Raw genomic sequence first — 16,842 nt, 5'->3', positions numbered from 1 at the left:
ACCCCGTCGAGTGGGCGGAAGTACGGTGTCGACTGGGCGGAAGCGGTGCGATTGGTATTCGGTGGCACGCAGCGGATAGAGTGTGGTCCTGGTCGCGGCGACACCGGGACCGATGGTGGATGTAGTTCAGTTGGTAGAGCACCAGGTTGTGATCCTGGCTGTCGCGGGTTCGAGTCCCGTCATCCACCCCGACGACGAATGCCCCTCCCGTTCGGGAGGGGCATTCGTGGTTTTCACGCCTCAGAGCGAGCGCGAGATGATCTCCTTCATGATCTCGTTGGTGCCCGCGTAGATCTTCTGCACGCGCGCGTCCGCCCACATCCGACCAACGGTGTACTCACTCATGTAGCCGTAGCCGCCGAACAGCTGCACGCACTCGTCGAGCACGGCCATCGCCCGCTCGGTGGTCCACCACTTGGCCATCGCGACGGTGGGGATGTCGAGTTCGCCGGCGAGATGTTTGACGATGCAGTCATCGACGAACACCCTCGCGATCTTCGTCTCGGTGGCGGCCTCGGCGAGCTTGAACTTGGTGTTTTGGAAGCCGAACACCTGGCGCCCGAACGCTTCTCGCTGTTTGGTGTAAGCGATGGTCTGGGCCACCGCCGACTCCATACCGGCCACCGAGGCCACCGCGATGAGGAGCCGTTCCTGCGGAAGCTGTTGCATCAGTTGAATGAAACCCAACCCCTCAGCGGCACCGAGCAGATTGGACACTGGTACCCGGACGCTGTCGAAGAAGAGCTCGGAGGTGTCCTGGCCGCGCTGGCCGATCTTGTCGAGGATGCGGCCCCGCCGGAACCCCGCCCGATCTGCCTCGACCAGGATCAGTGAGATCCCCTTGGCCCCTTCGGCGCTGTCGGTCTTGGTCACCACGATGATCAGGTCGGCCTGAGAACCGTTGGTGATGAACGTCTTCGAGCCGTCGATGACGTACTCGTCACCCTCGCGGACGGCGCGGGTGGTGATCGACTGCAGATCCGAACCGGTACCCGGCTCGGTCATCGCGATGGCTCCGACCACCTCCCCCGATGCCATCTTCGGCAGCCACGCCGACTTCTGCTCCTCGCTGCCGTACGCCAGCAAGTAGTGGGCGATGATCCCGTTGTGCACCGCCGCACCCCACGACGAGTCACCGATGACCGCCTGCTCCTCGAGCAACACAGCCTCGTGGGCAAAGGTGCCACCGCCGCCGCCGTATTCCTCGGGGATGGACATGCACAGCAATCCCAGTTCACCGGCACGATTCCAGAGGTCTCGGTCCACGTGATGCTGATCGAGGTATTTGCTGACATTGGGCGCGAGGTCTCGACTCATGAACGAGCGCGCCATGTCTCGCAGGTCGGACAGTTCATCGGTGATCCAGGGTGATGTGGTGGGCATCGACGGTGGCCTCTCTGGTGCTCGGCAGATCGGCTCGACAGCCGACCATTACATCAGCGAGCGTAACACCGTCGGATGGCAGCTTTACTTCACGACCGCCCACTTCGACGACATACCCTGGTCTCGGGGTTTCCAGACGCGATCAGTCGCGGCCGGCGTTACCGCGCTTCCACACGTCCCATGGGATGTTCCAGTCACCGAGGCCGTCGTTGCCGGGCAGGATGTCGCCGACGGTGTTCTTGACGATGACGATGTCCCCACGCAGCGAGGTGTTCATGAACCACTCGGCGTTCTCAGGGCTGAGGTTCAGGCACCCGTTGCTGACGTTGCTGTTGCCCTGGGCATACAGCGACCACGGTGCGGCGTGCAGATAGATACCGCTCCACGACATCTGGGTGTCGAAGTAGACGGTCTCGCGGTATCCGCCCGGTGAGTTGACCGGCACGCCGTAGGTCGACGAATCCATGATGATGCTCGGGACCCGGTCACCGACGATGTAGGTGCCGCGGTTGGTCGGCGTCGAGTCCTTGCCCATGGACGTGGGCATGCTGCGCACAGTCTTGCCGTTGATGTTCACCACGACCTGCTTGGTGCGATCGTCGGCGGTGGCGATGAGCGAGCGGCCGACGGTGAAGTCGAGCGTTTTGTTCTGCTCGCCGAACAGACCGTCGCCGAGATCGATGCCGTAGGTGTTGACATCGACGTGCACTTTGGTGCCGGGCTTCCAGAAATTCTGTGGGCGCCAACGCAATTCCGAATCGCTGAGCCAGTAGAAGGCACCCTCGACCGGCGGGTTGGTGGTCACCTTGATGGCGCGCTGGGCGGTGAGCTTGTCGGTGATCGGTTCGTCGAACCGGATGGCGACAGGCTGACCGATACCCACCGTGGAGTTGTTCTCCGGCAACAGGAACGTGTCGGTCACGTTGTTGGGGGCCCGGGTGGTGAACGACAGCTTGGTCGACGACGTGCCGGTGATGCCGGCGACATCGGCCGACAACGTGTAGGTGCGGTCGAACCCGAAGGGCTCGACGCTCGTCCAGGCGGTGCGGTCAGAGTTGAAGGTGCCCTTGATCTGGCGGCCGTTGGCGGTGGGGATGCGGACGTCGGTCAGCTCACCAGCCGCAGCGCGCACGGTGATCGGGGCGCCCGGCTGCACCCCCACCATGCGATCGCGCAGCGGCTGTCCGGCGAACCCGGTGACCACGATCGAAGGACGCAGCAGGTCGTCGAACGACGCGTTCGTCGCCACCTCGTTGCTGTACCTCGGGGCCGGCGCCGACTGCGAGCACGCAGCCAGTGAGGCGACCACCACCATTCCGATTCCGACAGACGTCCAGCGGTTGCGTCCACCGTGCAGCCCGAAAACCATCACACTCCCACCATCGCGCGCCACCGGCGCAGTCTTCGTGTCCACATCGAGTCGTCTCGCGGGGCGACGTCGCAACCCGCACAACCCGGACGCCACGTGTCACCTGCGGATACGCCGCCCGGGTCGGATCGATGGACCAAGTGTACGAGACGATTGCGATCCGATCGACGTTCAGTCGGGCCGTGGTGCGTCGCCGATGCCCCCAGCGGCAGCATCGCCCTGGCGATTTTCATCCGGGAGCGTGGACCTGTTATTGTTTCGACTCGCACGATCTGGCGCCATTAGCTCAATTGGCAGAGCAGCTGACTCTTAATCAGCGGGTTCGGGGTTCGAGTCCCTGATGGCGCACATACGCTTTTCTCTCTCACGCGATACGCCCGTCGTCACATGGCCGGTGTGCGGCGAGACACCACCACCCGACCGCCCCGGCCCGGCGCCAACGCGACTCCCCTCGAGTGCCATCGCTCGCCCCGCTGCGTGGTCGGTTGCACGTCGAATTCTCGAAGCAGCGTGCGCAGAACGACTTTCAGCTCCATGGTGGCGAAGGCGGCACCGATACAACGCCTGGTGCCACCACCGAAGGGCATCGGAGAGGTGGTGTCGGCGCGGCCGCCGACGAACCGATCGGGATCGAAACGGTGCGGTTGGTCGAACACGTCAGGGTCATCGTGTACTAGCCCCATCGCAGCGATCAGTGTCTGGCCCTTACGCACGGTCCACGGACCGAGGGTGAACTCGTCGACCATCACCTGTCGCACCGTGAGATCAATGACGGACCGACTCCGCTGGACCTCGAGAATCGTTGCGTCCAAGAGGGTTTCATCACCGGCGTCGAGTTCGGCATTCAGCCTGAACAGCACCTCGGGATGGCGTCGTAGCCGCTCCACCGCCCACGCCAACGTGGTGGCGGTGGTTTCGTGACCCGCGCTGAGCACGGTCAACAGCTCATCGGAGATCTCCGCGGGCGTCATGGCCGAGCCGTCGTCGTATCGGCTCTGCACCATCATCGCCAACACGTCGTTGCGGTCGGACAACTGCGGATCGTCCTGCGCTGCAGCGATCAACCGCCCCACGACCGCGTCGTACTCGCGTCGCCGACGAGCCAGGGCACCCCACGGGCTGTGATCGCCGAGCACCGCCAGTCGTGGCACCGGTACCACCTGCAGGCGTGACCCCAGCTCTACCAGAGCGGGCACGATCACCCTCAGTCGTTCGAACTCCTGCCCATCGGCCCCGAACACCGCCCGCAGGATGATCGACAGCGTCAGCCGCATCATCGACGGCTGGACGGCGAATTCCTTTGCGCTCGGCCAGGTGTCGAACTCACGGAGGGCCTCGGTCTCCATCAGCGCGGCGTAGGACGCCAGCCGCCGTCCGTGAAACGGCGGCGCCAGCAGCTTGCGTCGGTCGCGGTGTGGGTCGCCGTCGAGCGCGAACATCGAATTGGGGCCCAGCACGCGCCCGAGGTTCTGATCGATCTGACCGAGAAGGTGCGGCGGTGTCGTGAACATCTCGCGCACCAACTCCCGGTCGGCGACGATCACCGACGACCCGAACACCGGGAGATCGGCGGCGAACACGCTGCCGTGGCGGCGGCGCATCGAGCGCATGGCCCGCCGTCGGTCCAGCACGATCATCGCGGCCACCACCGCTGCGGGGATGCGAATCCGCGGTGGGACGCCACCGAGCGATCCGCGCTCGGAGTCGGGCGCGCGGGTCGTCGTCGATGGGCTCATGTCGCCTCCAGGGTCGAGTGGTGGGTACATCGATGTACCCACGCGCAGGGTACGTCTATGTACCCAAGCTTGTCCACGACTGACAAGGTGACGGCCCCACCCGACGGCGCGCTACGTTGGCAGACATGATCGCCGCTTCACCCGTCGCCGCCGGGACGACCGTGGCCCAACGGTTGATCGACGCGCTGGCCACCACCATCGCCGACAAGGGGCTCACCGATTCCACCGTGGCCGACGTGGTGCGGATCGCGCGGATGTCCCGTCGCGCGTTCTACGAACACTTCACCGACAAGAACGACTGCTACCGAGCGCTACTGCAGGACCGCACCGAACGTCAGATCGAGGCGATCAGGGCCGCAGTCGATCTCGAGGCTCCGTGGCGCGATCAGGTTCGTCACGGGATAGCGGCGTGGTTGGCGCAGGCGCAGGCCGACCCCACGTTCACCCTGAGCTGGATCCGCGACGCACCGGGGCTCGGGTCACGCGCCCGCGAGGTGTCGCGTACGGCGACCGACGCGTTTGCCGCGCTGGTCGTCGCGGTGTCACACAACGAGAAGTTCCGGGAAGCCGGCATGGGACCACTTCCCGAGAACGCCGCCCTGATCCTGGTGGGTGGCTTGCGTGAGCTGATCGCCACGCAGGTCGAACGGGGCTTGTCTCCGGCCACGTTGGCCGATGACGCGGTGGCCGTGGCGTGCGCGGTGCTCACCGCGTATCCCTCCGCCTGATCGCTGCGTGGGGCAGTGATCACACGCGCGGCGTCAGCGAACTATCTTGCGGATCGTCAAGACGACGACGATGACGCCGATACCGATGAGCGGGTACTTCACAGCCGGTTGATTCAGCGTGGCCACCACTGCGTTGCCGGCGTCGTCGGCCAGCCGCTGCGGGTTCGCGCGCACCGCCAGGGTGTCCAGCGTGGCGGCGAGTTCTTCGCGCGCGCGGGCGATGTCGCGTTCGATGCGGTCGATGTCGCGGGCCACGAGTCCTCCGTCTGGGTCGGTGTTGCATGTCGATCAGTGGTGTCGATGCATTCGGAGCTGCACTCCGGTGTCCGGTCTGGCGGGTGTCCGGTCAGGCGCGAGCCGCACCGATGACTCCCACGGTAGTTCACTGCGCCCACCAGGGTCGCGACCACCGCCCGATTCTCTCGACTACCGTGGCCGAGGTGACCTCAGCCTCGCGACTCTCCGCCGGAGACCCTGCCCCCGCGTTCAGCCTGCCCGACGCCGACGGGAACACCGTGTCCCTCTCGGACTACGCCGGACGCAAGGTGATCGTCTACTTCTACCCGGCTGCGTCCACACCGGGCTGCACCAAGCAGGCCTGCGATTTCCGTGACAACCTCGCCGAGTTGGAGGGCGCAGGCATCGAGGTGGTCGGCATCTCGCCGGACAAGCCCGCCAAGCTGGCCAAGTTCCGCGATGCCGAATCCCTCACCTTCCCGTTGTTGTCCGACCCGGACAAGACCACGCTCACCGCGTGGGGTGCCTTCGGCGAGAAGACCATGTACGGCAAGACCGTCACCGGAGTCATCCGTTCGACCTTCCTCGTCGACGAGGAAGGTCGCATCGAAGTGGCTCAGTACAACGTTCGGGCGACCGGACACGTGGCCAAGCTGCGTCGCGACCTGTCGGTCTGATCCACGCCACCTCCGCACCACTGCATGCCTGTGTCTGATCGCCCCACCCGCGGACCGGGAACCGTTGCCCCGCAGGGGCTGCAGTCCGCGGGGCCACTGGTGCCACGAAAGCGGCCCACCCAGGAGCGCAGCAAGCGCAAGTTCGAGGCGATGTTGGGCGAGGCCCGAGCGCTGCTCATCGAGGTCGGGTTCGAGTCACTGACGTGCGAAGAGATCGCCGCGCGAGCCGACGTGCCGATCGGCACTCTCTATCAGTACTTCGCCAACAAATATGTGGTGGTGTGCGAGCTCGACCGTCAGGACGCGACGGCCGTGCAGTCCGCGCTGGCCGCATTCGCGGCCGAGGTGCCGTCGCTGCAGTGGCCGCGGCTGCTGGAGAAGTTCATCGACCACCTGGCGCAACTGTGGCGCGATGATCCTTCACGGCGCGCGGTATGGCTGGCTGTGCAGTCCACACCGGCCACCCGCGCCACGGCGATGGTGCACGAACGGGCATTGGCCGAACAGGTGGCCAAGATCATCGCACCACTCACCCCACATCAGCGGGAACGGCGGGCGATGATGTCAGAAGTGTTGGTGCACACCGCATATTCGCTGCTGAGCTTCTCGGTACACGACGGGCAGAACCACCCCGACACCGTCGCCGAACTCAAACGGATGCTGGGCGGCTACCTGTTGCTCGGCGACGGCGGGTCGAGCCCGGACACGACCTGACCCGGTCCCCGTCCCGAGCAGGCCCCGTCCCGAGCAAGCCCCGTCCCGAGCAGGCCCCGGATGGTCGTCGACTGCACCCGCCGGCACCGGCGGGACGATCAGGTCACCGGAGCGTCCTCGAGGATCGCCACCGCGGCTGCCGTCGGACCGTCGTGGGTCAGCGAGATGTGCACGGTCGTCTCGCGTAGATGCTCGGCGATGTCACCGGCCAACCGGATCGCCGGCCGCCCCCACGTGTCGGTGACCACCTCGATGTCGCTGTGCCGGATCACGGGCAGCGCAGGTGATCTCGCGAATCGCGACACCGACCAGGCCTTGATCACGGCCTCCTTGGCCGCCCACCGCCCGGCCAGGTGATGGGCTTCTCCCCCGCTGCCCGAGGCGGCGTCACGCCGTTCGCCCACGGTGAACCGTTGGGCGAACGACGTCCCCGGCTGGCGGAGTTGCTCGGCGAACTCCGGGATCGACACCACATCGATCCCGACTCCGATCACGCTCACCTGAGTTCGGCAGCAGCGATGACCGCCGGGTAGTTGCCATCGCCGGCCAGACGCGCAGCCGGATCCAACAGCAGCTGCGCCTCGCGCTCGGTGTCGACACCGGCGTCACCGAGGCGCCGGTTGGGGGGTCGCTGATACATCGGCACCCCGCCACACATCGCTTCGAGCATCCGCTGGCCTCCGTCACGCTCGCGTTCGCACGCGCGACGGCGGTACTCCGCCCGTTGCGCCGGATCCAGGCTCGCCACAAAGGCTTCCGGATGGACCACGGCGATCAGCCCGGACACGTGTCCGAAGCCCAGGCTGGTCAGCAGCCCTGCCTTGAGCGGGAACCGCGACCCGGTGCGCAGCGGTTCGGTCAGCCACACCAGGTGCTCGTGCTCGGCCATCGCCTCGTCCACACAGTCCAGGCTGCGGTTGGGTGGGATGACGCCGTCGCGCAACATCTGACACATGCCGATCAGCTGGAAGGCCGCCGCACCACCCTTGGCGTGCCCGGTCAAAGACTTCTGCGACACCACGAACAGCGGCGCCCCGTCGTTGCGGCCCAGTGCTGCGGCCAGCCGCTCGTGCAGGTCGGCCTCGTTTGGATCGTTTGCCTTGGTGGAGGTGTCGTGCTTGGACACCACGGCCACGTCGTCAGCACTGACACCGAGCGCGGCGAACGCTGCGGCGAGACCGGAGTGTTCGCGTCCGCGCGCCGCACCCAACGCCCCGATACCGGGGGCCGGGATGGAGGTGTGGACACCGTCGCCGAAGCTCTGCGCCCAGGCCACCACACCCAGCACCGGTAGCCCCATCTGCGCGGCTACGTCCCCCCGGGCGAGCAACACTGTTCCGCCACCTTGGGATTCGACGAAGCCGCCGCGGCGGCGGTCGTTGGCCCGGGAGAACCGGCGGGGGTCGATGCCCTTGTCGAGCATCTTTTGCGAGTCGGCGGTGGCTGACATGTCACCGAACCCGACGACACCCTCGACACCCAGATCGTCGAAACCGCCGGCCACCGCGAACAGGGCCTTGCCGAGTCTGATCTTGTCGACGCCCTCCTCCACCGACACCGCTGCGGTGGCACACGCCGCAACCGGATGGATCATGGCGCCGTAGCTGCCGATGTAGGACTGGACCACATGGGCGGCAACCACATTGGGCAGGGCTTCCTGCAGGATGTCGTTCGCCTTCGACTCGCCCAGCAGAGTGTCGATGTAGAGCGAGCGCATCGACTCCATCCCGCCCATGCCGGTGCCCTGGGTGTTGGCCACCAGGCCCGGGTGCACCCACCGCATCAGCTCCGAGGGCTCGAAGCCTGAGGCGAGGAACGCGTCGACGGTGGCCACCAGGTTCCACAGCGCCACCCGGTCCACCGACTCGGCCATGTCGGGCGAGATGCCCCAGCGGGTGGGGTCGAACCCGGTCGGAATCTGTCCACCGATGCTGCGCGACAACGTGAATCGACGCGGCACCCGGATCTCGGTCCCGGCGCGCCGGGTCACCTGCCATTCGCCGGATCCGGAGTCGACGGCGATACGGGTGCGCTCGGGTTCGGCGGCGGCGAACGCACGCGCCTCCTCCTCCGACGCCACGGCGAAGGTCAGGTCCTCGTCGAGGAACACCGAGGTGAGCAACGGCGCGGTGGTGTCGACCATCGCGCCTTCGTCGACGAATCGCCGGATGCCGCAGCGCTCGATGACCGCATCGTGGTAGCGGTCGGCGATCTCGCTCTCGTGCACCGCATCACCCGATTGCGCGTCGTACCAGCCGGGCTTGGGAGTCTGCTCCCAGACGATCAGTCCGGTGTTCCAGGCGAGCTCCAACACCCCTGCCGCCGAGAGGGTGTCGTCGACCTCCATCTCGAATCGGGTACGCGCGCTGCCGTATGGGCCCAGCTCGCCGGCCCCGACGATGACCACCAGATCGGCTGGATCGACGTCGATGGTGGGCCAGCTGGGCGTGGTGGCGACTGCCGGGCGAGCCGGCGCAGGCAGGGCGGCGACCGAGCCGACGGCCGATTCCTCGGCGACCGCAGAGTCGTCGGTCGCACCGTGGGCGGCAGCCTGCTCGGCCAGCGCCTTGAGATCGAGTGCACCCGCGTCGAGGCCGGCGGTGAAGTCGGCGACGATCGGCGCGGTGCGGGCCGATTCGCGGACGCCCGGCACACACAGTCCGAGCAGCTCGTCAGCCATTTCCTCAGTGGCCCAGGTGCGGACCCCGGCCGCCTCGACTGCGGCCACCATCCCGTCGTTGTGGCCCATGAGCCCGGTGCCACGCACCCAGCCGATCAGCGCATGAGCGAGGGTGACGGTGCGGTTCCACGAGTCCTCGGCAGCCCAGCGGGTGACCAGCGCGTCGAGCGCGGCCTTGCTCTCGCCGTACGCGCCGTCGCCACCGAACATCCCGCGATTGGGTGAACCGGGCAAGACCACGTGCAGACGAGCCGCGAGGTCGTGGTCGGCGGCGATCGACCCGAGCCCGGCGATCAGCCGCTCAACCGACCACAACAAGACCTTCATCTCCAGCTCGGCCCGACCACCCACGTCGGTCAGGTCACCGGCCACGCGAGGTGCGGCGAACGGGAACAGCAGCGTCGGTTTCAGCGCCGGCTTGAGCAGACCCGTTGTGCCACCCAGGTTCTCGGTCTGCTCAGATCCGATCCACTCGACCAGGTCGTCGACATCGGTGTAGGAGGCCATGTTCGTCGGCACCACCCACAGCGCGGCACCGACACGAGCATGGTCGCGGTAGAGCTGCTTGAACAGCGACACCCGCGCATCGTCGAGTGCAGAGGTGGTGGCGATGACGGTGGCTCCGCCGGCGAGCAGCCGACCGACCACCGCCGAGGCGATCGAGCCACGCGATGCTCCGGTGACCACAGCTACCTCAGACTGCCACTGTCCGACGCCGGGATCCTCTGCAGCATGGGCGATCTCGGCGTAGATGCGGGCGTGCACCGGGTTGCTGACCGCCAACGCCTTGCCCTGCCACCAGGTGGCATGGCGAGCAACGATGTCACCGGCTCCGGCGAATCGGGAGGCGATCGTGTGGAAGTCGACGTCGAGCTCGGTCTCGGACGCCATCCACAGCCGAGCGAGATCCTCACGGGCGCTGGCCCACCGGTCGTCGAACAGCACGGCACGACGCTCGTCGAAAGCCGGTGCCACCGTCCGCATCCAATCCGATCCCAGCTCGGCGCTGACGCGTTGCACCACCGCGGAGTTGTCGTCGGCAGCGAGCTCCTGCGCCGACGGCTCGTCGGCCAAGCCCAGCTTGCTCAGGATGGTGCGGGCCGCCGTGGCCAGCGCGCCCGAGCGTCCGGTGAACTGTTCGGTCAACTCACCGAGGGCAGCGAGATCGACCGAGCCCGCCGATGCACCGCCGACACTCGGCTTGGCCACCGCCACACCACGTTCGGCGGCCACCGCGAGCACGGCGGAGTCGATGAGCGCGTCGAGGGCATCGGCCGTGGCGATCGGTCCCGACACCAGCGAGCCCAGGTCACCTCCTCGTACCGACACGCCGTCGCGACTGCCCAGCGCCACGGCGACTGTGGTGTGCAGCGCCCAACCCGGGCCCAGCTCCCACACCGACGACACCCGGTCGGCGATGTGAGAGGACCGCTTGTTCACCGGGCCGAACACCTTGCGGATCTGGTCGTTGAGGGCGTCGGTCAACACCGAACCGAACGGCTTGTAGCCGCGAGCAAGGGAATTCACCGTGGAGGCGAGCGCGGCCATGTCGGCCTCAGCGGCACCGTCGATGGCACCGAGCCCCAACTCGCCGCCGATGTCGAGCAGCAGCTGGTTGCGGCGTGAGGACACCCCGTCACACAGCGCCTCGATGGTGTCGACGGCTCCGATCTGATCAGTGCGCATCTTGGTCCACAGTGCGATCACGGCGCGCACGGCATCGGCGGGGACGAAAGCGATGTCCTCGGGTCGAGGGCCCGCGGCCGCTGGTGCGACCGGGGTGGCGACCACCGGCGCGGCCACCGGTTGCGCGGCCGGTTCGTCGGTCACCGACGGGGAGCCCTCGGACGCCGAATCCTCGGCGGGCTCGTCGATCTCGACATCGGGATCCTGGGCGACGATCACCGCGTTGTCGCGCTCGAGGTTGAGGACCTGTACTGCGGCGCGTCGGTAGCCGTCCAGTTTCAGGGTGTTGGTGGCCAGTCCGGCCAGGGTGGGGGCCGCGGCCACGCCGATCTCGACGAACCGGTCGACCCCGAGGCCACCGACGTCGGTACCGGAGAACAGCAGATCCTGGGTCTCGATCCAGCGCACCGGGCTGGCGAACTGCCAGGCCAACAGCTCCACCAGGATGATGCGGGCCAACGAGATCCGATCCGCCGCAGCGCGGTCCCAGTCCGCGAGAACCGCATTCAGTGGCTCCGACGGGACCAGGGCGGCGATCTCGGCGACGAATGCGCGATCAAGGCTGAACACGCGAGGAACCAGGTTGGGCACGTATCGCCCGATCAGGATGTCGGGATCGAACGACTCGGGCAGCAGCTCCTGCAGTTTGGTGCGGAACTCGGCCACGCCGGCCCGCAACACCGTGGAGTGGAAGGGCACGTCGATACCGGGGATCAGGATGAAGGCACGCTTGCCACCGACCTGCGCGCGGCGCCGGTCGATCTCGACCTCGAGGTGCTCGAGGCCACGCACCGTGCCCGCGATGGCGTACTGCGATCCGAGCAGGTTGAGGTTGACCACCTCGAGGAACTCACCGCAGGAGGCGCCCACTCCGCTGACAAAATCCACGACGTCGGCGTCGGCGAGGGCGAACTGGCTGGGGCGAATGGCGGCCATCCGATAGTTGCTGCGGCCCAGGTCATCGCGAGGAACCAGATGGTGCATGGCCTCGCCGCGCTGGAAGACCACCTCCAGGACCGCTTCCAGGGGCAACACACCGGCACAGGCGGCCAGCGCGTTGTACTCGCCCACCGAGTGACCGCAGGTGATGGCGTTGTCGACGAAGCCACCGGCCTCTCGCAGCTCGGCCACCTGAGCCACCCCGAGGGTGGCCATGGCCACCTGGGTGAACTGCGTCAGGAACAGCACCCCGTCGGGATGGGAGTAGGTGACACCGTTGGCCACCAGAGTGGTCGGGTTGTCGCGCACCACGGCCAGGATCGAGAAGCCCAGGGCGGCCCGGGTGTGCTGGTCGGCGCGATCCCACACATCGCGGGCGGCTTTCGACCGGCTACGCGCAGCCAGCCCCATCCCCTTGCTCTGGATGCCTTGTCCAGGGAAGGCGTACACGGTGACCGGGGCGGCCAGCCGCGCAGTCGCGGTCATCACCAGGTCGTCACCGACACTGCAGGTGACCTCGACCACCTCGCAGCCGTGGTCGAGCCCGACGCGGTCGACGCGCACACTCACTTCGTCATTCGTGCGGACCATGCCCATGAACCGAGCCGTCCAGCCCAGGATCGGACGAGGCGCGGGGATCGGGTTCTTGCTGTCGGCGGCGGTCACCACGTGTGCTGCGGCCGCCGAGAGCCACATCCCGTGCACGATCGGCTCGCCGAGACCCGCCAATCGCGCTGCGGCACTGTCGGTGTGGATCGGGTTGCGATCGCCGGAGACGAGTGCGAACCCGTGCATCCGCGACGGCGCCACCACGGTGACCTTGCGCAGCAGTCGGCGTGCCGCAGACGTCTCCTCGCCGATCGCTCCTCCGGCTCGAACCGGATCGGTCAGTGGCGCAGACCCGAAGCGACCGCGGATGGCGAATCGCTCGGTCATCGTGGCGATCTCGGTTCCGGCCTCGTCGGCGACGACGACCGCGACCTCGATCATCCGACCGAGGTCGGTGTCGACGACGGCGCCCGACCGCGCGGTGATGACCAGATCGGTGTCGGTGCGCGGCAGGGTGGCGACAGTGGCCACCGTGTGATCGAGGTGCACCAGGTCGAGCAGGCCCTCCACGATCGGGGTACCGGACTCGGAGGTGGCGGCACCGATGACAGCGAAGACGGCGGGCCAGCACAGGCCCACCATCGCATCGGGCACCGCGAACCCCGACGAGCCGGAAGGCACCGACGCACTGAACCGTTCGGGCAGGGTGGCGGCGGTGACCGCGGAGTGATCAGCGGCCAGGTCGGCCGTCCAGCGCGCGGTGGTGATCGCCACACCGTCGGTGACCGAGGGCAGTGAGCCGCCCGCGGCGACGGCCAGGATGGCACGCATCGCTGCGGCCGCGTCCTCGAGAAGCACACGCGGGCAACCACCGTCGACGATCCCGGCGTCGACGACCATCGCGATCTCGACGACGGTGTTCGCGATGGGCACCCGCAACACGGCGCCATCGGAGGTGCGTTCGAGCACCGAGCCGGTGGGTTCGTGTTCGGCCCGATCGGCGTTGGGCATGGTCCAGCGGTCGATGCCGCCGAGCAATGCGATCGGGTTGCGCACGATGCGCCCGGCCCACACCACGCTGTCGGATTCGATGACGTCGACGAGGACACCGGATCCGTCCACCACCCCCAGCGCGCGCCGGCTCGACGCCGGGACCGGGGTGACACCGTCGGCGCGCAGCTGATCGACCACGTGAGCCTCGAACCGGTTCAACAGCTCGCCGACCGGTTCGTCGACGCGGGTGATGCCACCGACGGCCACGGTTCCCGGGATGATGCACACCTCGTCGGCGCGATAGCGCGGGTCGTGCGCCTGCCACAGTGAGTCGCTGCGCCACCAGCGCCGCACATCCTTGTCGACGACGGGCACGAAGTTGACCGGCTTGCCCGGCGTCCGGCAGAGCTCGAGGAAGAACACGACATCGGCGGGATGCAGTATGTCGCACTCGATCTCGGGGTACATGCCGCGCAGGACGTCGATGGCCACGTGCGGGTTGTCGGCGGCTGTCGACTCCGCGAACATCGTGGGAACGGTCCCACGATCGGCCGGATGCATCCGGGCCTCGGTGCGTTGCAGCATCTCGACGAAGCGAGCACGCCAGGTGACGTCGATCCACACCGCCTCGGTGTCGGTGTCGGCACCGACGGCGAGATCGGCGTAGCGAGTCAGCCACTGCCGGTAGGTCATCGAGCTCACGTCACCGAAGTAGGGCTTGGCGGTGGCGTCGAGCGCGGCGACGATCTCGTCGCGGCGATCGGCCACCGCATCGGCGTCGCCGGCCACCTCGTCGAGCAGACGTCCGCAGCGAGAGGCGGCGTTGTCGATCTCGTGGATATCGGCGCCGAGTTGGCTACGGCCACTGGCCATCCCATTCATCGCACGGCCGGCGCCGATCCACTCGTCGCACCCAGGGGTGTCGACCAGCAGCTGTTTGACCTCGGGCGAGGTGGTGGCTTCCAACACGGCCATGGTCACGGTGCCCAGCAGGATGCCGTCGACCGGCATGGCGGGGTAACCCAATGCGGCCGACCATGATCCGGTCAGGTAGTCCGCGGCGCGCTCGGGCGTGCCGATGCCGCCACCGACGCAGATGACCGCGTTCGGGCGGGCCCGCAGCTCGGCGTAGGTCGCGATCAGCAGGTCGTCGAGGTCCTCCCACGAGTGATGCCCACCGGCGCGGCCCCCTTCGACGTGCACGATGATCGCTCGGTGCGGTACCTCGGCGGCGATGCGCACAACCGCACGGATCTGCTCGACGGTGCCCGGCTTGAACACCACGTAGGTGATCCCGGCCTCGGCGAGTTCCTCGACCAGGTCCACCGCGTCGTCCAGTTCCGGGATGCCCGCCGAGATGACGATGCCGTCGATGGCGGCCCCCGCGGCACGGGCCTTCTGCACCAGTCGTTTTCCGCCCACCTGCAACTTCCACAGGTAGGGGTCGAGGAACAGCGTGTTGAACTGCACCTGCCGCCCCGGTTCGAGCAACTCACCCAGGCGAGCCACGTTGCGCGCGAAGATCTCCTCGGTGACCTGTCCACCGCCGGCCAGCTCGGCCCAGTGCCCGGCGTTGGCCGCGGCGGCGACGATGGCCGGGTCGACGGTGGTCGGGGTCATGCCCGGGAGCAGCATCGGTGAACGGCCGGTGAGCCGGGTGAACGAGGTGGACACGGTGGTTGAACCGTCGGGCAGTGTGATCAGCGTCGGCGCGTAGCGGGCCCACGGCTTCTGCACATCGGGAATCCCGCCGGGAGCGAACAGGTTTCGCTGGCCCCCGCGCAGACTGACCGAGATGCACCCGATCCCGTGACCGCGTAGCACCGGCACGGCCAGGCGGGTGGCCACGTCGGCGGGACCGAAGTCGAGCACCCACTCCACGCCCTGCTCGGCGACCGCGTCGAGGGTCCCGACCCAGTCGACGGGGTCGGTGAGGATGGCTGCGGCGTGACGTCCGGCCCACTCGACGTCGAGCCCACACGCACCGGCCCACGCCATCACGATCTCGCACGCCGCGGCCAGGCCGGGATGGTGAAAGGCGACACCCACGCTCAACGGGTCGAACACCGGCGCGAAGGGGCTACCCCCGATCACCTTGTCGGCTCGGGCTGCCGCCTCGGTCGACGCCACCGATTCACACAGCTGCTCGAAGGCGCGAAGGTGACGAGGACTGCCCGAGATGACCACGGCGCGTCGACCGTTGCGGATTGCGGTGGCGGGGACGCCTGCCAGATCCACACCGGAGATCGAGTCGCGGTAGCGGGTCAGAAGCTCGTCGATGCGCGCAGGATCGACACCGGTCACCGAGAGCATCGGCGAACCGTCGGCGGTATGCACCAGGCCCGCCCGGCGCCCGACCAGCGCACCGGCGGCGCCGATGAGGTGAGCCAGCGCGAGCAGTGCGCCTGCACCACCGCTGGCGCTGTCGGGGTCGGCGGTGATGGCCTCGATGGCCAAGACCCCCTGGGAATGACCGACCACGGCGCGGGGTGCCAGCTCGGCGGTGTCGAGACCCTGTTTGCGCAACGCGGCAACCGCAGCCAACTGGGTCAGCAGGATCCCCGGCACCGACTGCGGCGCGCCGGTGAGGACCGCATCAGCGGGTACCGGTTCGTCGGCACCCAATGCGTGCACCCAACTCAGCGGGTGGAATCCATCCGGGCGTACCGCAGCAATGGCGTCGGCCACGGGCTCCAGCAGTCGCTCGGCGGCACCGACGATGCCGGCCACGGTGCGGTCGAGTTCGGCGTCGACGACCAGCTCAGCCAGTGCAGGCAACCACGCCACACCCTGTCCACCGAAACTGACCGCGTAGGGGGCACCCGCGCGCAGACGGGCGATGAGCGTCTCGTCAGGACGGTGTGCTGCTGCGAATTCACCGGGGCCGCTGCGGAACTGGTGGACAGTCACTGGTGGAACTCCTTGTGATCACTTCGACGTCGGGGTACGACGAGGTCACCGGATGTCGTCATCCGGTTGGGGTGTGGGAGGCGTGGATCGCCGTTGTGGCTGGGGTGGGCTCGGCGTCGTCGCCGGAGCAATCCACCACCGGGTGACCGCATCTCACCGTCGAGGCGGTCGAAAATCGTTGGCTCACAACGTGGGCCAGGTCGAGTCCGGGTCGGGTACTCGCCGTGCCACGTCTGGGGCA

At 67.7% G+C, this 16,842-nt stretch carries 9 protein-coding genes and 2 tRNA genes; 5 read left to right on the top strand and 6 right to left on the bottom strand.

Annotated features, from left to right (window positions below; all coding sequences use genetic code 11):
- The first annotated feature begins 115 nt into the window (after positions 1-115).
- Positions 116-188: transfer RNA gene (locus KIK15_RS16025), tRNA-His, on the top strand.
- Positions 189-240: 52 nt separating this feature from the next.
- Here the strand turns inward: KIK15_RS16025 and KIK15_RS16020 are convergent.
- Both KIK15_RS16020 and KIK15_RS16015 read right to left on the bottom strand, forming a co-directional pair.
- Positions 241-1,383, bottom strand: coding sequence for an acyl-CoA dehydrogenase family protein (locus KIK15_RS16020; protein ID WP_214245734.1), 1,143 nt, complete (start codon positions 1,381-1,383; stop codon positions 241-243).
- A 142-nt stretch (positions 1,384-1,525) separates the two neighbouring features.
- Positions 1,526-2,752, bottom strand: coding sequence for an Ig-like domain-containing protein (locus KIK15_RS16015; protein WP_214245733.1), 1,227 nt, complete (start codon positions 2,750-2,752; stop codon positions 1,526-1,528).
- A 275-nt stretch (positions 2,753-3,027) separates the two neighbouring features.
- Between KIK15_RS16015 and KIK15_RS16010 the strand changes: the two genes are divergently transcribed.
- Positions 3,028-3,100: transfer RNA gene (locus KIK15_RS16010), tRNA-Lys, on the top strand.
- 35 nt (positions 3,101-3,135) lie between these two features.
- On the opposite strand, the gene KIK15_RS16005 is transcribed toward KIK15_RS16010, so the two are convergent.
- Positions 3,136-4,488: a cytochrome P450 gene (locus KIK15_RS16005; protein ID WP_214245732.1), complete on the bottom strand. Its 1,353-nt coding sequence runs from the start codon at positions 4,486-4,488 to the stop codon at positions 3,136-3,138.
- Positions 4,489-4,613: 125 nt separating this feature from the next.
- On the opposite strand from KIK15_RS16005, the gene KIK15_RS16000 reads away from it, so the two are divergent.
- Positions 4,614-5,216: a TetR/AcrR family transcriptional regulator gene (locus KIK15_RS16000; RefSeq protein ID WP_214245731.1), complete on the top strand. Its 603-nt coding sequence runs from the start codon at positions 4,614-4,616 to the stop codon at positions 5,214-5,216.
- A 33-nt stretch (positions 5,217-5,249) separates the two neighbouring features.
- Here KIK15_RS16000 and KIK15_RS15995 read toward each other — a convergent pair whose 3' ends face one another.
- Positions 5,250-5,471 carry a DUF3618 domain-containing protein gene (locus KIK15_RS15995; protein WP_214245730.1) on the bottom strand — a complete coding sequence of 74 codons (222 nt, stop codon included), beginning with the start codon at positions 5,469-5,471 and terminating at the stop codon, positions 5,250-5,252.
- A 185-nt stretch (positions 5,472-5,656) separates the two neighbouring features.
- Between KIK15_RS15995 and bcp the strand changes: the two genes are divergently transcribed.
- Both bcp and KIK15_RS15985 read left to right on the top strand, forming a co-directional pair.
- Positions 5,657-6,130, top strand: coding sequence for a thioredoxin-dependent thiol peroxidase (gene bcp / locus KIK15_RS15990; protein WP_307851935.1), 474 nt, complete (start codon positions 5,657-5,659; stop codon positions 6,128-6,130).
- A 24-nt stretch (positions 6,131-6,154) separates the two neighbouring features.
- The gene (locus tag KIK15_RS15985; protein ID WP_214245728.1) at positions 6,155-6,844 is read left to right on the top strand and encodes a TetR family transcriptional regulator; all 690 of its coding nucleotides are present in this window, start codon (positions 6,155-6,157) and stop codon (positions 6,842-6,844) included.
- Between the two features lie 98 nt (positions 6,845-6,942).
- Here the strand turns inward: KIK15_RS15985 and KIK15_RS15980 are convergent, their stop codons facing one another.
- The gene (locus KIK15_RS15980; RefSeq protein WP_214245727.1) at positions 6,943-7,344 is read right to left on the bottom strand and encodes a holo-ACP synthase; all 402 of its coding nucleotides are present in this window, start codon (positions 7,342-7,344) and stop codon (positions 6,943-6,945) included.
- Positions 7,341-16,601 carry a type I polyketide synthase gene (locus KIK15_RS15975; protein ID WP_214245726.1) on the bottom strand — a complete coding sequence of 3,087 codons (9,261 nt, stop codon included), beginning with the start codon at positions 16,599-16,601 and terminating at the stop codon, positions 7,341-7,343. Before KIK15_RS15975 ends, KIK15_RS15980 begins: the two co-directional genes overlap by 4 nt.
- Between the last annotated feature and the right edge of the window lie 241 nt (positions 16,602-16,842).

It is taken from the genome of Williamsia sp. CHRR-6 (assembly GCF_018474015.1).
GTDB lineage: Bacteria > Actinomycetota > Actinomycetes > Mycobacteriales > Mycobacteriaceae > Williamsia_A.
Note: the sequence above shows the minus strand (reverse complement) of the source record. Positions and strands in the feature narration are given on the sequence as shown.

Excerpts from the sequence above, each read along its gene's own strand:
- KIK15_RS16020 (WP_214245734.1), bottom strand. The coding sequence starts at position 1,383 with ATGCCCACCACATCACCCTGGATCACCGATGAACTGTCCGACCTGCGA.
- KIK15_RS16015 (WP_214245733.1), bottom strand. The coding sequence starts at position 2,752 with ATGGTTTTCGGGCTGCACGGTGGACGCAACCGCTGGACGTCTGTCGGA.
- KIK15_RS16005 (WP_214245732.1), bottom strand. The coding sequence starts at position 4,488 with ATGAGCCCATCGACGACGACCCGCGCGCCCGACTCCGAGCGCGGATCG.
- KIK15_RS16000 (WP_214245731.1), top strand. The coding sequence starts at position 4,614 with ATGATCGCCGCTTCACCCGTCGCCGCCGGGACGACCGTGGCCCAACGG.
- KIK15_RS15985 (WP_214245728.1), top strand. The coding sequence starts at position 6,155 with ATGCCTGTGTCTGATCGCCCCACCCGCGGACCGGGAACCGTTGCCCCG.